The organism is Lutibacter sp., from assembly GCF_013139515.1.
GTDB lineage: Bacteria > Bacteroidota > Bacteroidia > Flavobacteriales > Flavobacteriaceae > Lutibacter.
The window spans coordinates 20,089-37,251 of record NZ_WTAR01000148.1 but is presented as its reverse complement, the minus strand read 5'-3'; the positions used below and the strand labels follow the sequence as shown (position 1 = coordinate 37,251).

14 protein-coding genes are annotated in these 17,163 nt (G+C 30.1%); 11 read left to right on the top strand and 3 right to left on the bottom strand.

From position 1 onward, the window contains the following. A partial coding sequence (locus GQ540_RS12785; protein WP_367206105.1) for a polysaccharide biosynthesis/export family protein occupies positions 1 to 730 on the top strand: 730 nt, incomplete at its 5' end. Positions 731 to 741: 11 nt separating this feature from the next. Further along, positions 742 to 3,123, top strand: a complete 2,382-nt coding sequence (locus tag GQ540_RS12780) for a polysaccharide biosynthesis tyrosine autokinase (RefSeq protein ID WP_291801759.1) — start codon at positions 742 to 744, stop codon at positions 3,121 to 3,123. Positions 3,124 to 3,932: 809 nt separating this feature from the next. Here the strand turns inward: GQ540_RS12780 and GQ540_RS12775 are convergent. Further along, positions 3,933 to 4,694, bottom strand: a complete 762-nt coding sequence (locus GQ540_RS12775) for a CpsB/CapC family capsule biosynthesis tyrosine phosphatase (protein ID WP_291801757.1) — start codon at positions 4,692 to 4,694, stop codon at positions 3,933 to 3,935. Between the two features lie 981 nt (positions 4,695 to 5,675). Here GQ540_RS12775 and GQ540_RS12770 point away from each other — a divergent pair. The 4 genes from GQ540_RS12770 to GQ540_RS12755 all read left to right on the top strand — a co-directional run bounded on the left by GQ540_RS12770 (position 5,676) and on the right by GQ540_RS12755 (position 9,828). Beyond that, positions 5,676 to 6,494, top strand: coding sequence for a prephenate dehydratase (locus GQ540_RS12770; RefSeq protein WP_291801754.1), 819 nt, complete (start codon positions 5,676 to 5,678; stop codon positions 6,492 to 6,494). Next, the gene (locus GQ540_RS12765; protein ID WP_291801752.1) at positions 6,494 to 7,651 is read left to right on the top strand and encodes an aminotransferase class I/II-fold pyridoxal phosphate-dependent enzyme; all 1,158 of its coding nucleotides are present in this window, start codon (positions 6,494 to 6,496) and stop codon (positions 7,649 to 7,651) included. The genes GQ540_RS12770 and GQ540_RS12765 overlap by 1 nt, the downstream gene beginning before the upstream one ends. Before the next feature lie 3 nt (positions 7,652 to 7,654). Continuing rightward, positions 7,655 to 8,503 (top strand): prephenate dehydrogenase, encoded by an 849-nt coding sequence (locus GQ540_RS12760; protein ID WP_291801750.1) that lies wholly within the window; start codon positions 7,655 to 7,657, stop codon positions 8,501 to 8,503. Positions 8,504 to 8,751: 248 nt separating this feature from the next. Next, positions 8,752 to 9,828 carry a bifunctional 3-deoxy-7-phosphoheptulonate synthase/chorismate mutase type II gene (locus tag GQ540_RS12755; RefSeq protein WP_291801749.1) on the top strand — a complete coding sequence of 359 codons (1,077 nt, stop codon included), beginning with the start codon at positions 8,752 to 8,754 and terminating at the stop codon, positions 9,826 to 9,828. 357 nt (positions 9,829 to 10,185) lie between these two features. Here the strand turns inward: GQ540_RS12755 and GQ540_RS12750 are convergent, their stop codons facing one another. After that, positions 10,186 to 10,641: a hypothetical protein gene (locus tag GQ540_RS12750; RefSeq protein WP_291801746.1), complete on the bottom strand. Its 456-nt coding sequence runs from the start codon at positions 10,639 to 10,641 to the stop codon at positions 10,186 to 10,188. Positions 10,642 to 10,756: 115 nt separating this feature from the next. Between GQ540_RS12750 and rsgA the strand changes: the two genes are divergently transcribed. The 5 genes from rsgA to GQ540_RS12725 all read left to right on the top strand — a co-directional run bounded on the left by rsgA (position 10,757) and on the right by GQ540_RS12725 (position 16,741). Next, positions 10,757 to 11,695 carry a ribosome small subunit-dependent GTPase A gene (gene rsgA, locus GQ540_RS12745; protein ID WP_291801744.1) on the top strand — a complete coding sequence of 313 codons (939 nt, stop codon included), beginning with the start codon at positions 10,757 to 10,759 and terminating at the stop codon, positions 11,693 to 11,695. 3 nt (positions 11,696 to 11,698) lie between these two features. After that, positions 11,699 to 12,151, top strand: coding sequence for a D-aminoacyl-tRNA deacylase (gene dtd, locus GQ540_RS12740; RefSeq protein ID WP_291801741.1), 453 nt, complete (start codon positions 11,699 to 11,701; stop codon positions 12,149 to 12,151). A gap of 51 nt (positions 12,152 to 12,202) precedes the next feature. Next, the gene (locus tag GQ540_RS12735) at positions 12,203 to 14,107 is read left to right on the top strand and encodes a DUF3857 domain-containing transglutaminase family protein (protein ID WP_291801739.1); all 1,905 of its coding nucleotides are present in this window, start codon (positions 12,203 to 12,205) and stop codon (positions 14,105 to 14,107) included. Between the two features lie 6 nt (positions 14,108 to 14,113). Further along, complete coding sequence (locus GQ540_RS12730) at positions 14,114 to 16,063, top strand: DUF3857 domain-containing protein (protein WP_291801736.1); 1,950 nt, start codon at positions 14,114 to 14,116, stop codon at positions 16,061 to 16,063. A 93-nt stretch (positions 16,064 to 16,156) separates the two neighbouring features. After that, positions 16,157 to 16,741 (top strand): YceI family protein, encoded by a 585-nt coding sequence (locus GQ540_RS12725; protein ID WP_291801733.1) that lies wholly within the window; start codon positions 16,157 to 16,159, stop codon positions 16,739 to 16,741. A gap of 126 nt (positions 16,742 to 16,867) precedes the next feature. Here the strand turns inward: GQ540_RS12725 and GQ540_RS12720 are convergent, their stop codons facing one another. Then, positions 16,868 to 17,158, bottom strand: coding sequence for a hypothetical protein (locus GQ540_RS12720; RefSeq protein WP_291801731.1), 291 nt, complete (start codon positions 17,156 to 17,158; stop codon positions 16,868 to 16,870). Between the last annotated feature and the right edge of the window lie 5 nt (positions 17,159 to 17,163).

Below are 17,163 nucleotides of genomic sequence, written 5' to 3'. Positions count from 1 at the left end.
CCCCATACTATTCAGCATAGCCTTACTTTCGGTAGCCTGTGTTCCTTCCAAAAAAATGATCTATTTTCAAGAAATAGAGAATGTAAAAATAGAGGAAACTGTTGTAAATTACGAGCCTAAATTACAAGTGGGTGACATGTTGAATATAAGTGTATCTGCCATTGATATAGAGGCGGTACAACCTTTTAACTTATTTGTAGGTTCAGGGGATTCAGCAACAGCTATGAGTTATTTGGTGAATATTGATGGGGAATTGAATTTCCCTGTATTGGGGAAAATAAAAGTAGAAGGCTTCACCAATAAAGAAGTAACAGATTTGCTAACAAAACGCTTGTCTGATTATATTAAAAACCCCGTAGTAAATGTGCGGTTAATTAATTTTAAAGTTTCTGTTTTAGGAGAGGTTAGAGATCCAGGAACCTACCCCGTAACGAACGAACGGATTTCTATTATAGAAGCCCTTAGTTTGGCAGGGGATTTAACCATACAAGGAAAAAGAGCAAACGTGCTGTTGGTACGTGAAGAACAAGGGAAAAGAGTGTTTGTGAACATAGATTTAACGAATAAACAACTATTCAACTCGCCTTATTACTATTTAGCGCAAAATGATGTAGTATATGTAGCACCAAATAAAACAAAAATAAATAATTCAGGTATTGGAACTAGTACAGGTATCATTTTTTCTGCAATTTCAGTGTTAATTTCATTAATAGCAATACTTACTAGATAAAAAGGAATCCTATGCAACATGAACATCAGTTTAAAACTGAAAATTTGAACGATGCATCTATAAATCTACGTGAAGAGATAGAAAAGTATGTCTATTATTGGAAATGGTTTGTAGCAGGTATTGTTATTTCCATAGGTTTGGCATTTTTATATTTACGTTATACAACAAATTTATATGAAGTTTCCACTACAATATTAATTGATGATAAGGATTATGGACGTTTAACATCTGAACTATCTGCTTTTGAAGACTTAGGCCTGTTAGGGAATAATAAAACGAATTTGGATAATGAAATGGAATTGTTGAAATCTCGTAGCCTAATTGAGCGAGTGGTAAAAGATTTGAATCTGAATGTTACGTATTTTGATGAAGGCAGATTAAAAAATACAGAATTATTTCAGCAGGAAGCACTAATCAAGCTTAATTTCTTTTCAAGTGATACCGTTTTTTATAATGTAAATACTGTTTTTTTAATAGCTATTAAATCTAAAACAAATTTTGTGCTAAAAAATGCTGAAGGAAATGAAATAGGCACTCATGTTTTCGGTGAAAATATACACACAGAATTTGGTGATTTTACGATAACACCAACAGCTTTAAATACCAATATGGTAGGGAAAGAGATTACCATAAGAATCAGTCGGCTTCAAAATGTTATAGATAGATACAGAAGGCAAATTCAAATACGGTTGGTAAATAGTTACTCAAGTGTAATTTTATTAAAGTTGAAAGACCCCGTTAAAGCAAAAGCACAAGTAATATTAGATAATTTGGTGGCGCAGTATAATAATGATGCTGTAGAAGATAAAAGTGTGATTGCTAAAAGTACCGATACATTTATAAATGACCGGTTAAAAATTATTACAGAAGATTTATACGATGTTGATAAAGGGGTAGAAGATTTTAAAACTAAAAATAAATTAACAGACATCTCTTCAGAAGCTAGTTTTATTTCACAAACCAACGCTTCTATAGAAGAAAAAATAATGGATTTAAACACTCAAATTAATTTAGTTAATTATATGAGTGATTATGTTTTAGCCAATATAGAAGGGTTAATTCCAGCAAATTTAGGATTAAAAGACGCTTCCGTAAGTCAAAACACCTTAAAATATAATGAATTATTATTGGAGCGAAATAGAATATTTAAGAGCTCAAGTGCCTTAAACCCAATAATTATTAATTTAGATGCTCAAATTTCTCAATTACGGAAAAGCATCTCACAAAGTTTAGAGAATTTTAAATCGGTATTAACAATTTCATTAAATGATGTGATGCGACAAGAAGTTCGTTTAAACTCAAAAATCACATCTGTACCAAAACAAGAACGAGAGTTTAGAGATATTCAGCGTCAGCAACAAATTATAGAATCGTTGTATTTATATTTGTTACAAAAGCGTGAAGAAAATGCAATTTCTTTAGCGGTAACATTACCCAATGCAAAAATTATAGATAAAGCTTATGGTAGTAATAGTCCAGTTTCTCCAAATCGGAAAATGGTATATGTTGCAGCAGTTTTATTGGGCTTTATTGCTCCTTTTGGTGTCATTTATTTATTATTTTTATTAGATAATAAAGTACATACCCGTAAAGATGTAGAATTGGTGGTAAAAGCACCTATGCTAGGGGATATTCCAAATTCAAAATCTGAAAATAAAATAGTGGTTTCAGAATTAGATAGAAGTAGTATTGCAGAGTCTTTTAGATTGTTAAGAACCAATATTAATTTTATGCTTTCTAGTGTAAAAGAAGCTTCAAAATCAATTTTTATAACGTCAACATTAAGTGGTGAAGGGAAAACGTTTATTGCCATTAATTTAGCTTCTGTATTTGCCTTGTCTTCTAAAAAAGTATTGTTGGTAGGTGCCGATATTAGAAATCCTAAAATTTCAGAATATTTAAAATTAAAAGGAAGTAAAGGCTTAACTCATTTTTTAATGGATGATACTATTAAAGTTACTGATGTTGTAGAATCTGTAGCCGAATATGGTTTTGATATGATTAATTCTGGAGCCGTGCCTCCTAATCCTTCAGAACTTTTAATGAACGGAAGATTTAGTGAAGTAATGGCGTATGGAAAAAAACACTACGACTATGTAATTGTAGATACGTCACCTGTTAATTTAGTAACAGATACCTTGTTGATAAGTGATTATTCTGATTTGTTTATGTATGTAATTAGAGCAGATTATATGGATAAACGAATGCTGGAAATACCAAAAATCATGTATGAGGAAAAACGCTTACCTAACATGGCTGTATTGGTAAATGACACCAATTATGAAAAAGTATATGGGTATGGCTATGGTTATGCTTACGGCTATGGATACCATAACGACAAGCAGAAAAAAAGATGGTCTACTAAATCTTGGTTTAAAAAGACAAACGGTTAATTGTTGTTTGGGATGCTGAAAAATAGACTACTACAGTCGCTTTGAGTGCTTGTATGTAGCAAAGCAGAATACAAGTGTATCGAGAAGTCTAAATGAGTTCTAATGTAAACTTCTCGATAGCCCTGTTGAACTTCTCGATACAATTTTTCTCCATTACATTTCGTAAAACCACTCGAAGAGACAGCCAAAACTAAGACTAAATACTACCATACAAAAGTATCTACCCTGTCACTTCGAGTGCTTGTCTGTAGCGAAGCGAAATACAAGTGTATTGAGGTCGAGGTCTAAATGAGTTCTAATGTAAACTTCTCGATAGTTCTGTTGAACTTCTCGATACAATTTTTCTTCATTGCATTTCGTAAAACCACTCAAAGGGACAGCCAAAACTAAGACTAAATACTACCATACAAAAGTATCTACCCTGTCACTTCGAGTGCTTGTATGTAGCAAAGCGGAATACAAGTGTATCGAGAAGCCTAAATGAGTTATAACAATAACTTCTCGATAGCTATGCTGAGCCTTTCGACTACGCTCAAGACAGGCTTTGTCGAAGGGTGATTCAGGATCTGTTTGTAATGAACTCCAAAGTTACAGATTACTTCATTTCACTGCGTTACATTCGTAATGACGGTTTTTTTGGTTGAAAAATTAACATTCGTAATTTTCAATTCCCAATTCTCAATTTGAAACTCCTAAGTTACAGATTCCGGTCTACACCGGAATGACGGTTTAATTTGTAAAAAATCAAAGTCAAAAACCCTTGTAGTCACTTCGTGCGCTTGTGTGCAGTAAATTGAAATATAAGTGTATCAAGAAGTTGAAAAAGGACAATTATAATCTAAAATATTCTTTTTTAAAAGGGGTTTTACTAATTTAACAATAGAAGGATTGTCAATACTTTCTAATGAATCAAGATGTCTATGATTGTGGACATCGCTAGCGACAAGATCAATTAAATTATCTTTTAAAAGTTTTAAAGCAATAGTTTGAATATGCTTTCCATAATGCGTAGAAAGTGAAAGAAGATTCAATTGGAAAATGCAACCAGCATCTTTTAGTTTTTGATATTCTGTATAGTTTTTATGTAAATACACATATCTTTCTGGATGTGCTAAAATGGGTTTGTAACCAGCCATTTGTATATTAAAAAGAATTTCATAAACCTTATAAGGTAAATTAAAATAGGGCAATTCAATTAATATATGTTCACCATCTAGAGTTATTAACTCTTTAGATTTTAAGAGGTTGTTGAAATTTCCATCAACCATATATTCAGCGGCAGCGGTTATTGAAATATCTGAAATTTCAAGACTTTTTAGATAACTTTTTAATTCAATAAGTTTTTTATTAATAATTGTAGGTGTATTGAACCATACACCCTCCATGATATGTGGTGTGCATATAAAATTACGGATACCATAGCCGTTCATTCTTTTAATCAACGATACAGATTCGTCTAAGTTTTTTGAACCATCATCAATACCAGGAAGTAAATGTGTGTGAAAATCAATAAAATCATGGGGAATGATATCTATTAAAGGTGTTTTTTTACGGTTGAAAAAATGAAACATGCAATATTATTTGATTTAGTAGCTTAAAGAATTTAGAATGTAAAGTTATAAAAATATGGTAGTTATTTGTCCCTTCGAGTGGTTTTTCGAAATGCAATGAAGAAAAATTGTATCGAGAAGCTAAACGGAATTATTGAAAAGTTGTTACTAAAATGCTTTAATTGTTCTCGATACACTTATATTTCGCTTTGCTACATACCAGCACTCGAACTGACATTGTTTTGTCCCTTCGAGTGGTTTTTCGAAATGCAATGAAGAAAAATTATATCGAGAAGTTCTGCAGAACTATTGAGAAGTTAAACGGAATTATTGAGAAGTAGTTATTAAAACGCTCTAATAGTTCTCGATACACTTGTATTCCGCTTTGCTGCATACCAGCACTCGAACTGACATTGTTTTGTCACTTCGAGTGGTTTTTCGAAATGTAATGTAGAAAAATTGCACTTCGACTACGCTCAGTAGAGCTATCGAGAAGTTCTGCAGAACTATTGAGAAGTTGTTATTAAAACGCTTTAATTGTTCTCGATACACTTGTATTCCGCTTTGCTACATACCAGCACTCGAACTGACATTGTTTTGTCACTTCGAGTGGTTTTTACGGAATGTAGTGGAGAAAAATTGTATCGAGAAGTTGTTTGTTAAGGTATGTGATGTTTTATAAATAATTGATATTCTAAAAGAATTTAATTTAAATAATAATGAGTAATGTTCTTTTTTTATTGAAGATTAAATATTTTATAGTTTATTTTACTATCAAATTGATAATGCGTATTTATTTTTAAAAAAAAAAATTGTTTTTTTAAAATTAATGTATAGATTTGTCTTCTAATTACTGATTATGAGCATTAAAAACACTTGGAATAGCTTTTATTTTTACTTTTATTTTAGCAATAAAAGAGAGGCTTAGTATGTGTTTATAAAATGAAATAAATAATAAAGTCTCGAAATATTTCGGGACTTTTTTTTGGTTAAAAAGTAAAAATGAAAGTAGCAATACAAGGAATAAAAGGATCGTTTCACCACATAGTAGCTGAACAATATTTTGGTCAAAATATTGAATTGTTAGAATGCTTATCATTTAGTGAAATGCCAGATTTATTACACAATAAAACTGCTGAGGTTGTTATTATGGCTATTGAAAATTCAATAGCTGGTGCAATTTTACCAAATTACGCGTTAATTGATGAACATCACTTAACAATTTGTGGAGAGCATCACTTACCAATTCATCATCATTTAATGGGTTTAAAAGGTCAAAATATAGACAATATTAAAGAAGTGTATTCTCATCCAATGGCATTGTTGCAATGTCATAAATATTTTAAACAATACCCACATATTAAATTAATTGAAGATAAAGATACTGCTGTTGTAGCTCAAAGAATTCAAGAAAAAAAATTGGAAGGAGTTGGTGCTATAGCGAGTGATTTGGCAGCTAAAACCTACGGTTTAGAAATTTTAGCTTCTGAAATTCAAACGATAAAAGAAAATGCTACACGATTTTTTATTTTAACAAATTCATCAACAAAAAATAGTGTTTCTGCAAATAAAGCTTCCATAAAATTTATCACAGGACATGATGCGGGAAGTTTAGCCGAAATTTTAACAATATTAGCCAAACATCAATTAAATCTTTCAAAAATACAATCGATGCCAGTAATTGAAACGCCATGGAAATATGCCTTTTTTGCAGATTTTACGTTTGATAGTTATGCTGATTATTATGATGCTATCAATGAAATTAAAGGAAAAGTTGAGACCTTGAAAATTCTAGGTGAATACAATAAAGGAAAAAGATAATGATACAAAAAGCAGATAGATTACATAATGTGGAAGAATACTATTTCTCAAAAAAATTGAGGGAAGTAGCTGGCTTGATGGCTAAAGGAAAACCTGTAATTAATATTGCGATTGGGAGTCCAGATTTGCAGCCGCCTTTAAATGTGATTGAAGCATTAAAAGACACCATGCAATTAGAGATTGCTCATAAATACCAAAGTTACCAGGGCATTCCTGAGTTGCGTTCTGAAATTAGCAATTTTTATAAAAACAATTATGATGTAGCGTTAGATGCTACTTCAGAAATTTTACCATTAATGGGTTCAAAGGAAGGAATTATGCATATTTCTTTGGCTTTTTTAAATAAAGGCGATAAAGTGTTAATTCCAAATCCTGGGTATCCAACATACACATCAGTCACTAAATTAGTAGAGGCTGAACCTGTATTTTATAATTTAACACAGCAACAGAATTGGTTACCAAATTTTGAAGAATTAGAAAAAGAAGATTTATCTAAAGTAAAAATTATGTGGGTGAATTATCCGCATATGCCAACAGGAGCAGTAGCTTCAAAAAGTGATTTTGAGCAATTAGTAGCCTTTGCAAAAAAGCATCACATACTACTTGTAAATGACAATCCGTATAGTTTTATATTGAATAACAATCCGCAAAGTATTTTAGCTGTTGAAGGTGCAAAAGAAGTAGCTATTGAGTTAAATTCGTTGAGTAAAACATTTAATATGGCAGGTTGGCGAGTAGGAATGGTTGTTGGTGATGCTGAAATTATAAATACCATATTAAAAGTAAAAAGTAATATGGATTCTGGTATGTTTTTAGGAATTCAAAAAGGAGCCGTTGAAGCGCTAAAATTATCAACCAGTTGGTTTGATTCACAAGATGAAATTTATAAAAAAAGAAGAACAATAGTTTGGGAAATATTTGATGCTTTAAAATGTACGTATGATACTGCAATTGGAGGCTTATTTGTTTGGGCAAAATTACCTGAAGGCTTAAAATCAGAAGAATTTACAGATGCTTTATTGTATGAAAAGGATGTATTTATTACCCCAGGAACTGTTTTTGGTTCAAATGGAGAAGGGTATATTAGAGCATCATTATGTGTTTCCTCAACAATTTTAGAAGAAGTATTAAGTAGATTAATAACCGTAAAGAGTTAGCATATGGAAAAGTTAGTGGTGATTGGTTTAGGTTTAATAGGAGGTTCTTTAGCGTTAGATTTAAAGAAGCGAAACGGCTATAAAGTATATGGTGTAGATCAAAATAAAGCTCATATACAAAAAGCGTTGGAGCTTGGTGTAATTGATGTTGAAATTGAGTTTTCTGAAATAGCAGATGCTTCAGTTGTAATAATTGCCGTTCCTGTTGATGTGATTCCGAAAGTTGCAAAGCAAGTATTGGATGTAGTTTCAGATAACACTTTAGTTTTTGATGTGGGTTCAGTAAAAAATGAAATTTGTAAAGCAATTGCTTCACATTCAAATCGTAAAAATTATGTAGCTGCGCATCCTTTAGCTGGAACTGAGTTTTCAGGACCTGAAGCTGCAATTTTAAACCTATTTGATGAAAAGGTAAATATTTTATGTGAAGTTGATAAAACGGATTGGAAAATTTTGGACAAAGCATTAAGTATATTCAAAAAATTAAATATGCGAATTAAAATGATGAGTCCGGAGGAACATGACAGGCATATTGCGTATGTTTCACATTTATCTCATGTAAGTTCATTTATGTTGGGGAAAACGGTTTTAAGTATTGAAAAAAATGAACAACATATTTTTGACATGGCAAGCACAGGTTTTGCTTCAACAGTGCGTTTAGCAAAAAGTTCAGCAACTACTTGGGCACCTATTTTTCTTCAGAATAAAGAAAACATTATACGTTCGTTAGATGAATATATTAAAAATTTAAACGAATTTAGAGAAATGATTGTCACTGATAATAGTGAAACATTAAAAGAAACAATGAACGACACAAATTATATTAAGTCAATTTTAAATGGAATAAAATAGGGCAATTAGTTAAAAAACAACTTAGAATGAATTCTTTAGATGTACTTAATTTTTTGTCATTTCGAGTGATTTTCAATAGAAAATTGTATCGAGAAAAGAGAAATTAATCTTAGTGAATGTTTTCGATATAATTTTTGTTTTATTTTATTACACAAAAATTACTCGAACTGACATTTTTAGTAGGGAGCCTAAATAGTCAATAAAAAAATAAATAAGAAATAAAAAACAACTAAAAAAGACACAGCAAAATGGAAATTAAAAAAGAAAACAGACAGTGGTTAGATGCTATGGGTTTAGATCACCCAATTGTAATTGCAGGACCTTGTAGTGCCGAAACGGAAGAGCAGGTTTTAAAAACAGCTCATGAACTTAAAAACACAGATACAAATGTGTTTAGAGCAGGTATTTGGAAACCTAGAACACGTCCGGGAGGATTTGAAGGTGTTGGTGCTTTAGGATTACCTTGGTTACAAAAAGTGAAGGAAGAAACAGGAATGTTAGTGACTACTGAAGTTGGAAACGCAAACCACGTAGAATTAGCTTTAAAGCATGACATTGATATTTTATGGATTGGTGCACGAACGACTGTAAACCCGTTTGTTGTACAAGAAATTGCTGATGCTTTAAAAGGTGTTGATATACCAGTATTGGTAAAAAACCCTGTAAACCCAGACTTACCTTTATGGTTAGGTGCTGTAGAGCGTTTTAAAACTGCAGGAATTACTCAGTTAGGTGCAATTCATAGAGGGTTTTCAACATATAACTCATTACATTACCGTAACAAACCAAAATGGCACTTAGCGATTGAATTAAAAAAAGAATTTCCAAATTTACCTTTAATTTTAGATCCTTCACATATTTGTGGTCGTAGAGACACTATTTTAGATGTATCTCAAACAGCATTAGATTTAAATTATGATGGATTTATGATTGAAACTCATATTGATCCAGATAAGGCTTGGAGTGATGCTGCACAGCAAATTACACCAGCACGATTAGCACAAATTACGGCAGATTTAAGAATTCGTAAAGAAAGTAGTACGGAGGTTGAATTTCAGCGTAAATTAAATATGCACAGAAAAGAACTAGATTTAATTGATAATAATATTATTGATGTGCTAGCTGATAGAATGGGTATTGCTGCTGAAATTGGAAAATTAAAGCATAGTGAAAATGTAGCTATTTTACAAAGTGGAAGATGGTCTGATATTATTTCAAAAATGGTTGAATTAGGCGTTGCAAAAGGGTTGAGTAAAGAATTTGTGGAAGAAATATTTAGAGCTATTCACGTAGAGTCTATTAATATACAGCACAACGTAAAGTAATTAAATATGTCACATTGAGCCTTTCGGCTATCGCTCTAGACAGGCTGAAGTAGAAATGTTTAGTGTATATTAACCTGTGGGTGCAATTAGTTTTTGATGTGAATTTTTCGTCACTTCGAGTGATTTTTAAGAGGAAATTGTATCGAGAATAGAAAAAGTAACGTTAAAAACCGTTCTCGATATATCGCAATTGCATCAACTGGCTCTTTCACTAAAAAAATGACCATTAAAAAAGGTTGTTTAAAAGTCGCTTTACGTCAAACTGGACTTGATTCAGTTTCTCTATTTTGAGATCCCGAATCAAGTTCGGGATGACGAATTGAAAACTTTTTAAACAACCTTTTTATTTAAACTAGTTTACTGTTTTAAACGTTTAAAAATATAGCGTGTGATATAAATTCCTTTCCCATCACCTTTTCCAGAATCACTTTCAACACCACTAGTAACAAAAGCTAAATCCCAACCTTCAGTAACCATTGTGTTAATTTTAGAACTCATAAGCGCATCGTTTGAAGCAATATTTTTAAAATTAATACCAGCAATACTGTAGAAATTCACCAGTTTTGTTTCTTCAAACTGATCAATTTTAGCATCACTTCTTTTTGATTTATTTTGTTTCTTGTTTTCGGCAGTTCTTAATGATGTAAATTCTTTGTAATCTTTATCTTCATCAGAAGAAATAATTCTAGACCTACCCAGCCCCATTGGTACAATTGACTCAACACTAGTAATTACTTTGTATTCGTAACTTTGAGCAGTTGTTTCAATAATGGTTGTTAGCGTAATAATTGCGACTAATAATAATTTTTTCATAATAGGTTTTAACTTTTAATTGTTAGTAATAGTTACTCAAATGTAGTCTATTTATTTAAACTATATTTGTTGAAGTTTTAGCAAAAAACATGCCAAATAAATTAAATTTAAAAATTTGAAGGGAGTTGTCACAAAATCTACAGGAAGTTGGTATACCGTTTACATGGAAAATGGCAATAGGGTAGATTGTAGGCTGAAAGGTAAATTTAGAATAAAAGGAATAAAAAGCACCAACCCAGTTGCTGTAGGCGATTCTATAAATTTTGAATTTGAAGAAGGAAAAGAAACGGGTGTAATTAATGAAATACTTGACAGGAAAAATTACATTATTAGAAAATCTGTAAACCTATCTAAGCAAACACATATTATTGCAGCTAATATTGATATTGCATTTTTATTGGTAACTATAGATAATCCACCAACATTTCCAGGTTTTATAGATCGGTTTTTAGCAACTGCTGAAGCATATCATATTACTTCAGTAATTTTATTTAATAAGTTAGACTCTTACAATGATGATCAATTAGAAAAATTAGCTTCATTAGAAGCTATATATACAGATATTGGTTATAAATGTATGGCAATTTCAGCAACAAAAAATATTGATATTGATAACGTAAAAGCCTTAATGAAAGGTAAAACTACCATGTTTTCTGGACATTCAGGTGTTGGGAAATCTACCTTAATAAACGCAATAGAACCTTCATTAAATTTAAAAACAGCCGAAATATCTAAACAACACAAGCAAGGTTTACATACAACTACTTTTGCTGAAATGTTTGAATTGAGTTTTGGCGGATTTATTATTGATACGCCAGGTATTAAAGGATTTGGAGTGGTTGATTTTGAGCCTTCTGCAATTACAGATTATTTCCCAGAGTTTTTTAAATTAAAATCTCAATGTAAATTTAATAACTGTATGCATATTAACGAGCCTAAATGTGCTATTAAAGAAGCTGTAGAGAATGAAGAAATAGCGTATTCAAGATACAATAGTTATTTGCAAATGGTTGAAGGAGATGAAGAACATTATAGAACCGATATTTATAGTTAAAGTATGAAAGCTGTTATTCAACGTGTTTCTGAAGCCTCTGTTACTGTTAATGGAGTTGTAGTAAGTGAAATTGGTAACGGACTATTAATTTTACTAGGTATTGAAGCTGAAGATACGACTGATGATATTGAATGGCTTTCAAATAAAATTATAAACCTTCGTATTTTTAACGATGAAAATGAAGTAATGAATAAATCATTGTTAGATGAAGATGGAGAAGCTATTATTGTAAGTCAATTTACACTGCACGCAAGCACAAAAAAAGGAAATAGACCTTCCTATATGAAAGCAGCAAAACCTGAAATCTCAATTCCTTTGTATCAACAATTTATTACTGCTGTTGAAGATAAAATACATAAAAAAGTTGGTACAGGTAAGTTTGGTGCAGCTATGAAAGTAGCACTAATTAACGATGGTCCGGTTACTATTGTAATTGATTCAAAAAAAAGAGAGTAGATAGTCGTTTTCAATACGTTTTTTTTTATTTTTATTAAAAATTAAATTTCTATGATAAAACACCACCTCTTTGTACTTTTTGTACTTTTTTTTAGTTCCCCATTTTTTGCACAAGATTATAATTTTAATGTATTATTAATTCCCGAAAATCTTAAAGAAGACGCGAATTCAATAGTTAGATTAGAAAATATATCTATTGATATGAAATCTCAAAATGAGATGATTGTTATTACAGAAAGAGCGGTTACAATTTACAATGAGCTAGCTGATGATATAGCCAATATAAGGCTTGATTATGATAAGAGAAGATCTATTAAAAGTATCACGGCTATTGTTTATGATGCATTTGGTAATGAAGTAAAAAAAATAAAAAAGAGAGATTTTAAAGATTATAGCGCCTATGATGGAATATCACTTTATAATGATGGTAGGCTTTTGTATTATGATCATACCCCTACATCTTATCCCTATACAATTTATTATAAATACGAGATAAAAACATCAAACACAGCATTTATTAATAGATGGATACCTGTTAGAGGTTATTATCAAAGTGTAGAAAAAGCTAGTTTTAGTTTAAAATATCCTTTAGATGTTATTGTTAGAAAATCAGAAAGAAACTTCACTGATTTTGCGATAACTGTAAATGAAAATCCGGGTAAAATTAATTATAAAATTGACAAAGTTCCTGCTATAAAATATGAATCATATGCTCCATTATTTTATGATGTTTTTCCAAATGTGAAATTAGGAGTTAATAAATTTAATTTAGAAGGTGTTGATGGTGAAGCTAATAATTGGAGTGAATTTGGAAAATGGTATTATGATAATTTAATTAAATATAATTTAAATTTAAAGGAAGAAACAAGAGAGAAAATAAAAGCATTAACAGCTCATGTTGATGACCCAATTGAAAAAGCAAAAATTGTATATGAATATGTACAAAATAAAGTGCGTTACATAAGCGTACAAATTGGTATTGGAGGTTTTAAACCAATGCCCGCAACTTATGTAGATAATTTAGGTTACGGAGATTGTAAAGCGTTAACAAATTATACAGCTTCACTTTTAAAAGAAGTTGGCATTGAATCGTATCATACACTTGTTTATGCTGATGATAAAATTGATATGGATGCAAAAGTAGCATCACCAGAAGGGAATCATATGATTTTATACGTACCAATTTCAGGTCAAGATATTTGGTTAGAATGTACAAGTCAAAAAAATCCTTTTGCCGAAATAGGAGATTTTACAGATGATAGAGATGCGTTGGTAATTACACCTGAAGGAGGTATAATAAAACATACCAAAGTATATAAAGTTGAAGAAAATTTACAATTCACAAAAGGAAGCTACGAGATTGATGATAATGGTACTATTAAAGCAACGATTTTTATTCAATCTTCAGGAACACAATACGGAGATAATTTACAAAAATACGATGGTAAAAGTCAGAAAGATTTAGACATATTATTTAAAAAGTATTTATCGAATATAAATAATATCAAATTTTCTAAAATTGACGTATTCAACAATAAAGAGAAATCTAGGTTTGAAGAACAGTTAGAATTTAACGCTACAGATTATGTCTCATTTAGCGGTACGCAACTATTAATGCCTATCAATGCTTTTAATAAAATGACATCTGTTCCAAAACGTGTAAGAAACAGAAAATTACCTTTTGAAATTTCAAGCGGTTTTCTTGATATTGATGAGATAGAAATAAAACTACCAACTACATATCATGTTTTTTATATTCCAGAAAATGTTGAAATAAAATCAAAGTTTGGAACCTATTCAATGAAATTAATAAAAATGGATGAACAAACTTATAATTATAAGCGAAAATTTAAACTAGAAGAAGGTAAATTCCCTAAAGAAGAATATGATGCATATAGAAATTTCATAAAAAAAATTAGAAAATATGATAATTTAAAAATTGTTTTAAATAAATAATCAGCTATGAAAAAGATACTAATTACAATGGTTTTAATTTTTATGGCCAATCAATTAATTGCTCAAAATCACAAGTTTGGTAAAGTCTCAAAAGAAGAACTACAAGAAGAGTTTTACCCACAAGATTCATCAGCAAATGCAGCTTATTTGTATAAAAAACGAAGAAGTTATACCGTAGTATTAGCTGGGCAAATTAAAATAATTACTGAAATTCATGTAAGATTAAAAATATACAACCAAGAAGGGTTTGATTGGACTACAGAAAATATAAGTTTATATGGAACTTTAAATAGTAATAGAGAAAGATTTTCTAATTTAAAAGCAGTGACATACAACCTTATTGATGGAGATATTGTAACAACAAAATTAGATAAAAACAATATTTTTAGCGAAGAGAAAAGTAAAAGTTGGACAGCAAAAAAATTTACAATGCCCAATGTAAAAAAGGGGTCTGTGTTAGAGTGGACATATAAAATTTATTCGCCATATTTTTATAATATAGATGATATTATAGTTCAATATAAAATTCCTGTTAAAAGATATGAGACTAAATTAGAGTTGTTAGAGTGGTTTCAATTTAGTAAGCGTCATAAAGGATATTATCCATTTAGAATAGAAGAATCAACTAAAATTAATCATGACTTTAACACGAATGATAAAATAATTAAAATAGTTGAAAATAATGTCCCTGCATTGAAAAATGAGCCATATGTAAATAATATATACAATTATGCAGCAGGTTTACAGCTAGAAGTAGCTTCATTAAGTGCTCCTACACTAGGGTTGTATGAAAATTACACTACAAGTTGGAAAGAGGTAGCAAAGGATATTATGATGAATTCTTCATTTGAGGGTGAGCTGAAGAAAATAAGTCATTTAAAAGATGATATAAGCATATTAAAAAGCGAATTAACAAATTTTTCAACAAAAGTAGTTGGGGCTTTAGAATACGTAAAGAGTAAAATTAAATGGAATGGAAATTATGATAAATACACTGAAAATGGTTTGCGGAAAGCATACAGTGAAGGTGTTGGAAATTGTGCTGATATTAATTTAACATTGGTAGCTGTTTTAAGAGAATTAGGACTTAATGCAAATCCAGTTTTAGTTAGTACTAGAAGTAATGGAATTCCTATTTTCCCTACAAATAGAGGGTTTAATTATGTTATAGCGGTGGTTGAAACTGATGAAGGAAAAATAGTATTAGATGCTTCAGAGAAATATAGTTTACCTAATATATTACCATTAAGAGCTATGAATTGGAATGGAACAATTGTTAGAGGTGATAAAACGATAGGATTTGTAAAATTAAGTTCATCTAAGGTTTCTCGTAAAATAGCAAGGTTAAATTATAAAATTACTGAAGACGGAATAGTTGAAGGTGTGAATCGTATTACGTATGAGAATTATTCTTCGTTAGCTTATAGAAACAAAAATGGAAATTTAAAGGAAGAAATTATTATTAGTAATATTGAACAATTAAATAATGATTTAGAAGTGTTAAATTTTCGTGTCTCAAATTTAAATTCTGTTTCTAAGCCAGTTGTAGAGATGTATAAATTTGAAATAGAAGACGGTGCTGAGGTAATAGGTAATCATATATACATAAAACCTATGTTGTTTCTGTCTAATAATGAAAGCCCATTCAAATTAGATACTAGAAAATATCCTATAGATTTTGGATTTCCGTGGGAAGAAAAAGTGACAGTTGGTATTCAAATTCCAGAAGGATATGTTATTGAGTCTATTCCAGAAAGTTTAGCAATTGGTCTAAGAGATAATGTAGGGGTTTATAAATTTTCAATTGTTAATAACGGAAATTCAGTTCAATTAATTTCAACTTTAAAAATGAATGAAGGAATTGTTCCTGCCTATTACTATTCAGAAATAAAAGAGTTTTATAAAATGATTGTAACTAAAAATTTAGAACAAATAGTATTAAAAAAAAGCGAATAGTATAAGTTAAAAAATAATTAAAAAAGCACCTTAGTATACAATGTTAAGGTGTTTTTTAGTATCATTGTATTTTAAACTAATACATAAATCAGAATGAAAAAAGTAATAATTTTAGTTGTGGCTGTTGCATTAAGCACAATGTCATTTGTAAGTACTTCTATAAAGAATGAGGAAATTTTAAAAGTTTCAGTTGAAGATTCAACCATTCATTGGAAAGGATATAAGCCAACGGGTTCTCATGAAGGAACAATTAATTTAATTTCAGGTGAGTTAAACATAGAAGAAGGTGTTCTTAAAGGTGGCTCTTTTACTGTTGACATGCCTTCAATAAAAGATGTTGATGAAAGTGCTAGGTTAGAAAAGCATTTAAAATCTGCTGATTTTTTTGATGTTGAAACGTTCAATACTTCAACTTTCACAATAAAAAGTACTGAAGACAAAGATGGAAAAATAGTTGTTACAGGTGATATGACTATCAAAGGTGTTACAAAACAACTTTCATTTTTAGCAACAGTAACTCAAACCGATGAAAAGTTAACATTAACAAGTGAAACTATTCAAATAAATAGAGCTGAATTTAATATAAAGTACAAATCAAAAACGTTTTTTAATAATTTAAAAGAAAAGTTTATTAATAATGACTTTGATTTACAAGTTACAATTGTTGCTTCTAAATAAGTATAATACTTAAAATTATAAAAGTTAAAAGGCGAACATATTGTTCGCCTTTTTAACTTTTAACCTCTCCTGTATTTTTTGGGTAATAAGTTTGTTTTTAGAGATTTATACTGTTTTTTATTAGATTTAATTTCCGCTAAACGGTAACCCAAAAATACCTACTGCAAGTTCTGCCCAAATAAGGAACAGCATTAAAAGAATACCTACAATCATTATAATTCGATTTCTTTTTCCTTTTATTTTCCTCATTATAAATTCGAGGATTATACCAGTTCCAACAAGTAAAACTCCAGCAATCATAAAATCAAAAAGAGTCCAATTTACTTCATCTGTTAACTGCATAGCAATTAATGGTAGAAGTAATATGATTACTGAAATCAATACAATAATAATAAGCCTTTTGCTCTGTATAATCATAAATG

Coding starts and splice junctions, on each gene's coding strand:
- GQ540_RS12780 (WP_291801759.1), top strand. CDS start 742: ATGCAACATGAACATCAGTTTAAAACTGAAAATTTGAACGATGCATCT.
- GQ540_RS12775 (WP_291801757.1), bottom strand. CDS start 4,694: ATGTTTCATTTTTTCAACCGTAAAAAAACACCTTTAATAGATATCATT.
- GQ540_RS12770 (WP_291801754.1), top strand. CDS start 5,676: ATGAAAGTAGCAATACAAGGAATAAAAGGATCGTTTCACCACATAGTA.
- GQ540_RS12765 (WP_291801752.1), top strand. CDS start 6,494: ATGATACAAAAAGCAGATAGATTACATAATGTGGAAGAATACTATTTC.
- GQ540_RS12760 (WP_291801750.1), top strand. CDS start 7,655: ATGGAAAAGTTAGTGGTGATTGGTTTAGGTTTAATAGGAGGTTCTTTA.
- GQ540_RS12755 (WP_291801749.1), top strand. CDS start 8,752: ATGGAAATTAAAAAAGAAAACAGACAGTGGTTAGATGCTATGGGTTTA.
- GQ540_RS12750 (WP_291801746.1), bottom strand. CDS start 10,641: ATGAAAAAATTATTATTAGTCGCAATTATTACGCTAACAACCATTATT.
- dtd (WP_291801741.1), top strand. CDS start 11,699: ATGAAAGCTGTTATTCAACGTGTTTCTGAAGCCTCTGTTACTGTTAAT.
- GQ540_RS12735 (WP_291801739.1), top strand. CDS start 12,203: ATGATAAAACACCACCTCTTTGTACTTTTTGTACTTTTTTTTAGTTCC.
- GQ540_RS12730 (WP_291801736.1), top strand. CDS start 14,114: ATGAAAAAGATACTAATTACAATGGTTTTAATTTTTATGGCCAATCAA.
- GQ540_RS12725 (WP_291801733.1), top strand. CDS start 16,157: ATGAAAAAAGTAATAATTTTAGTTGTGGCTGTTGCATTAAGCACAATG.
- GQ540_RS12720 (WP_291801731.1), bottom strand. CDS start 17,158: ATGATTATACAGAGCAAAAGGCTTATTATTATTGTATTGATTTCAGTA.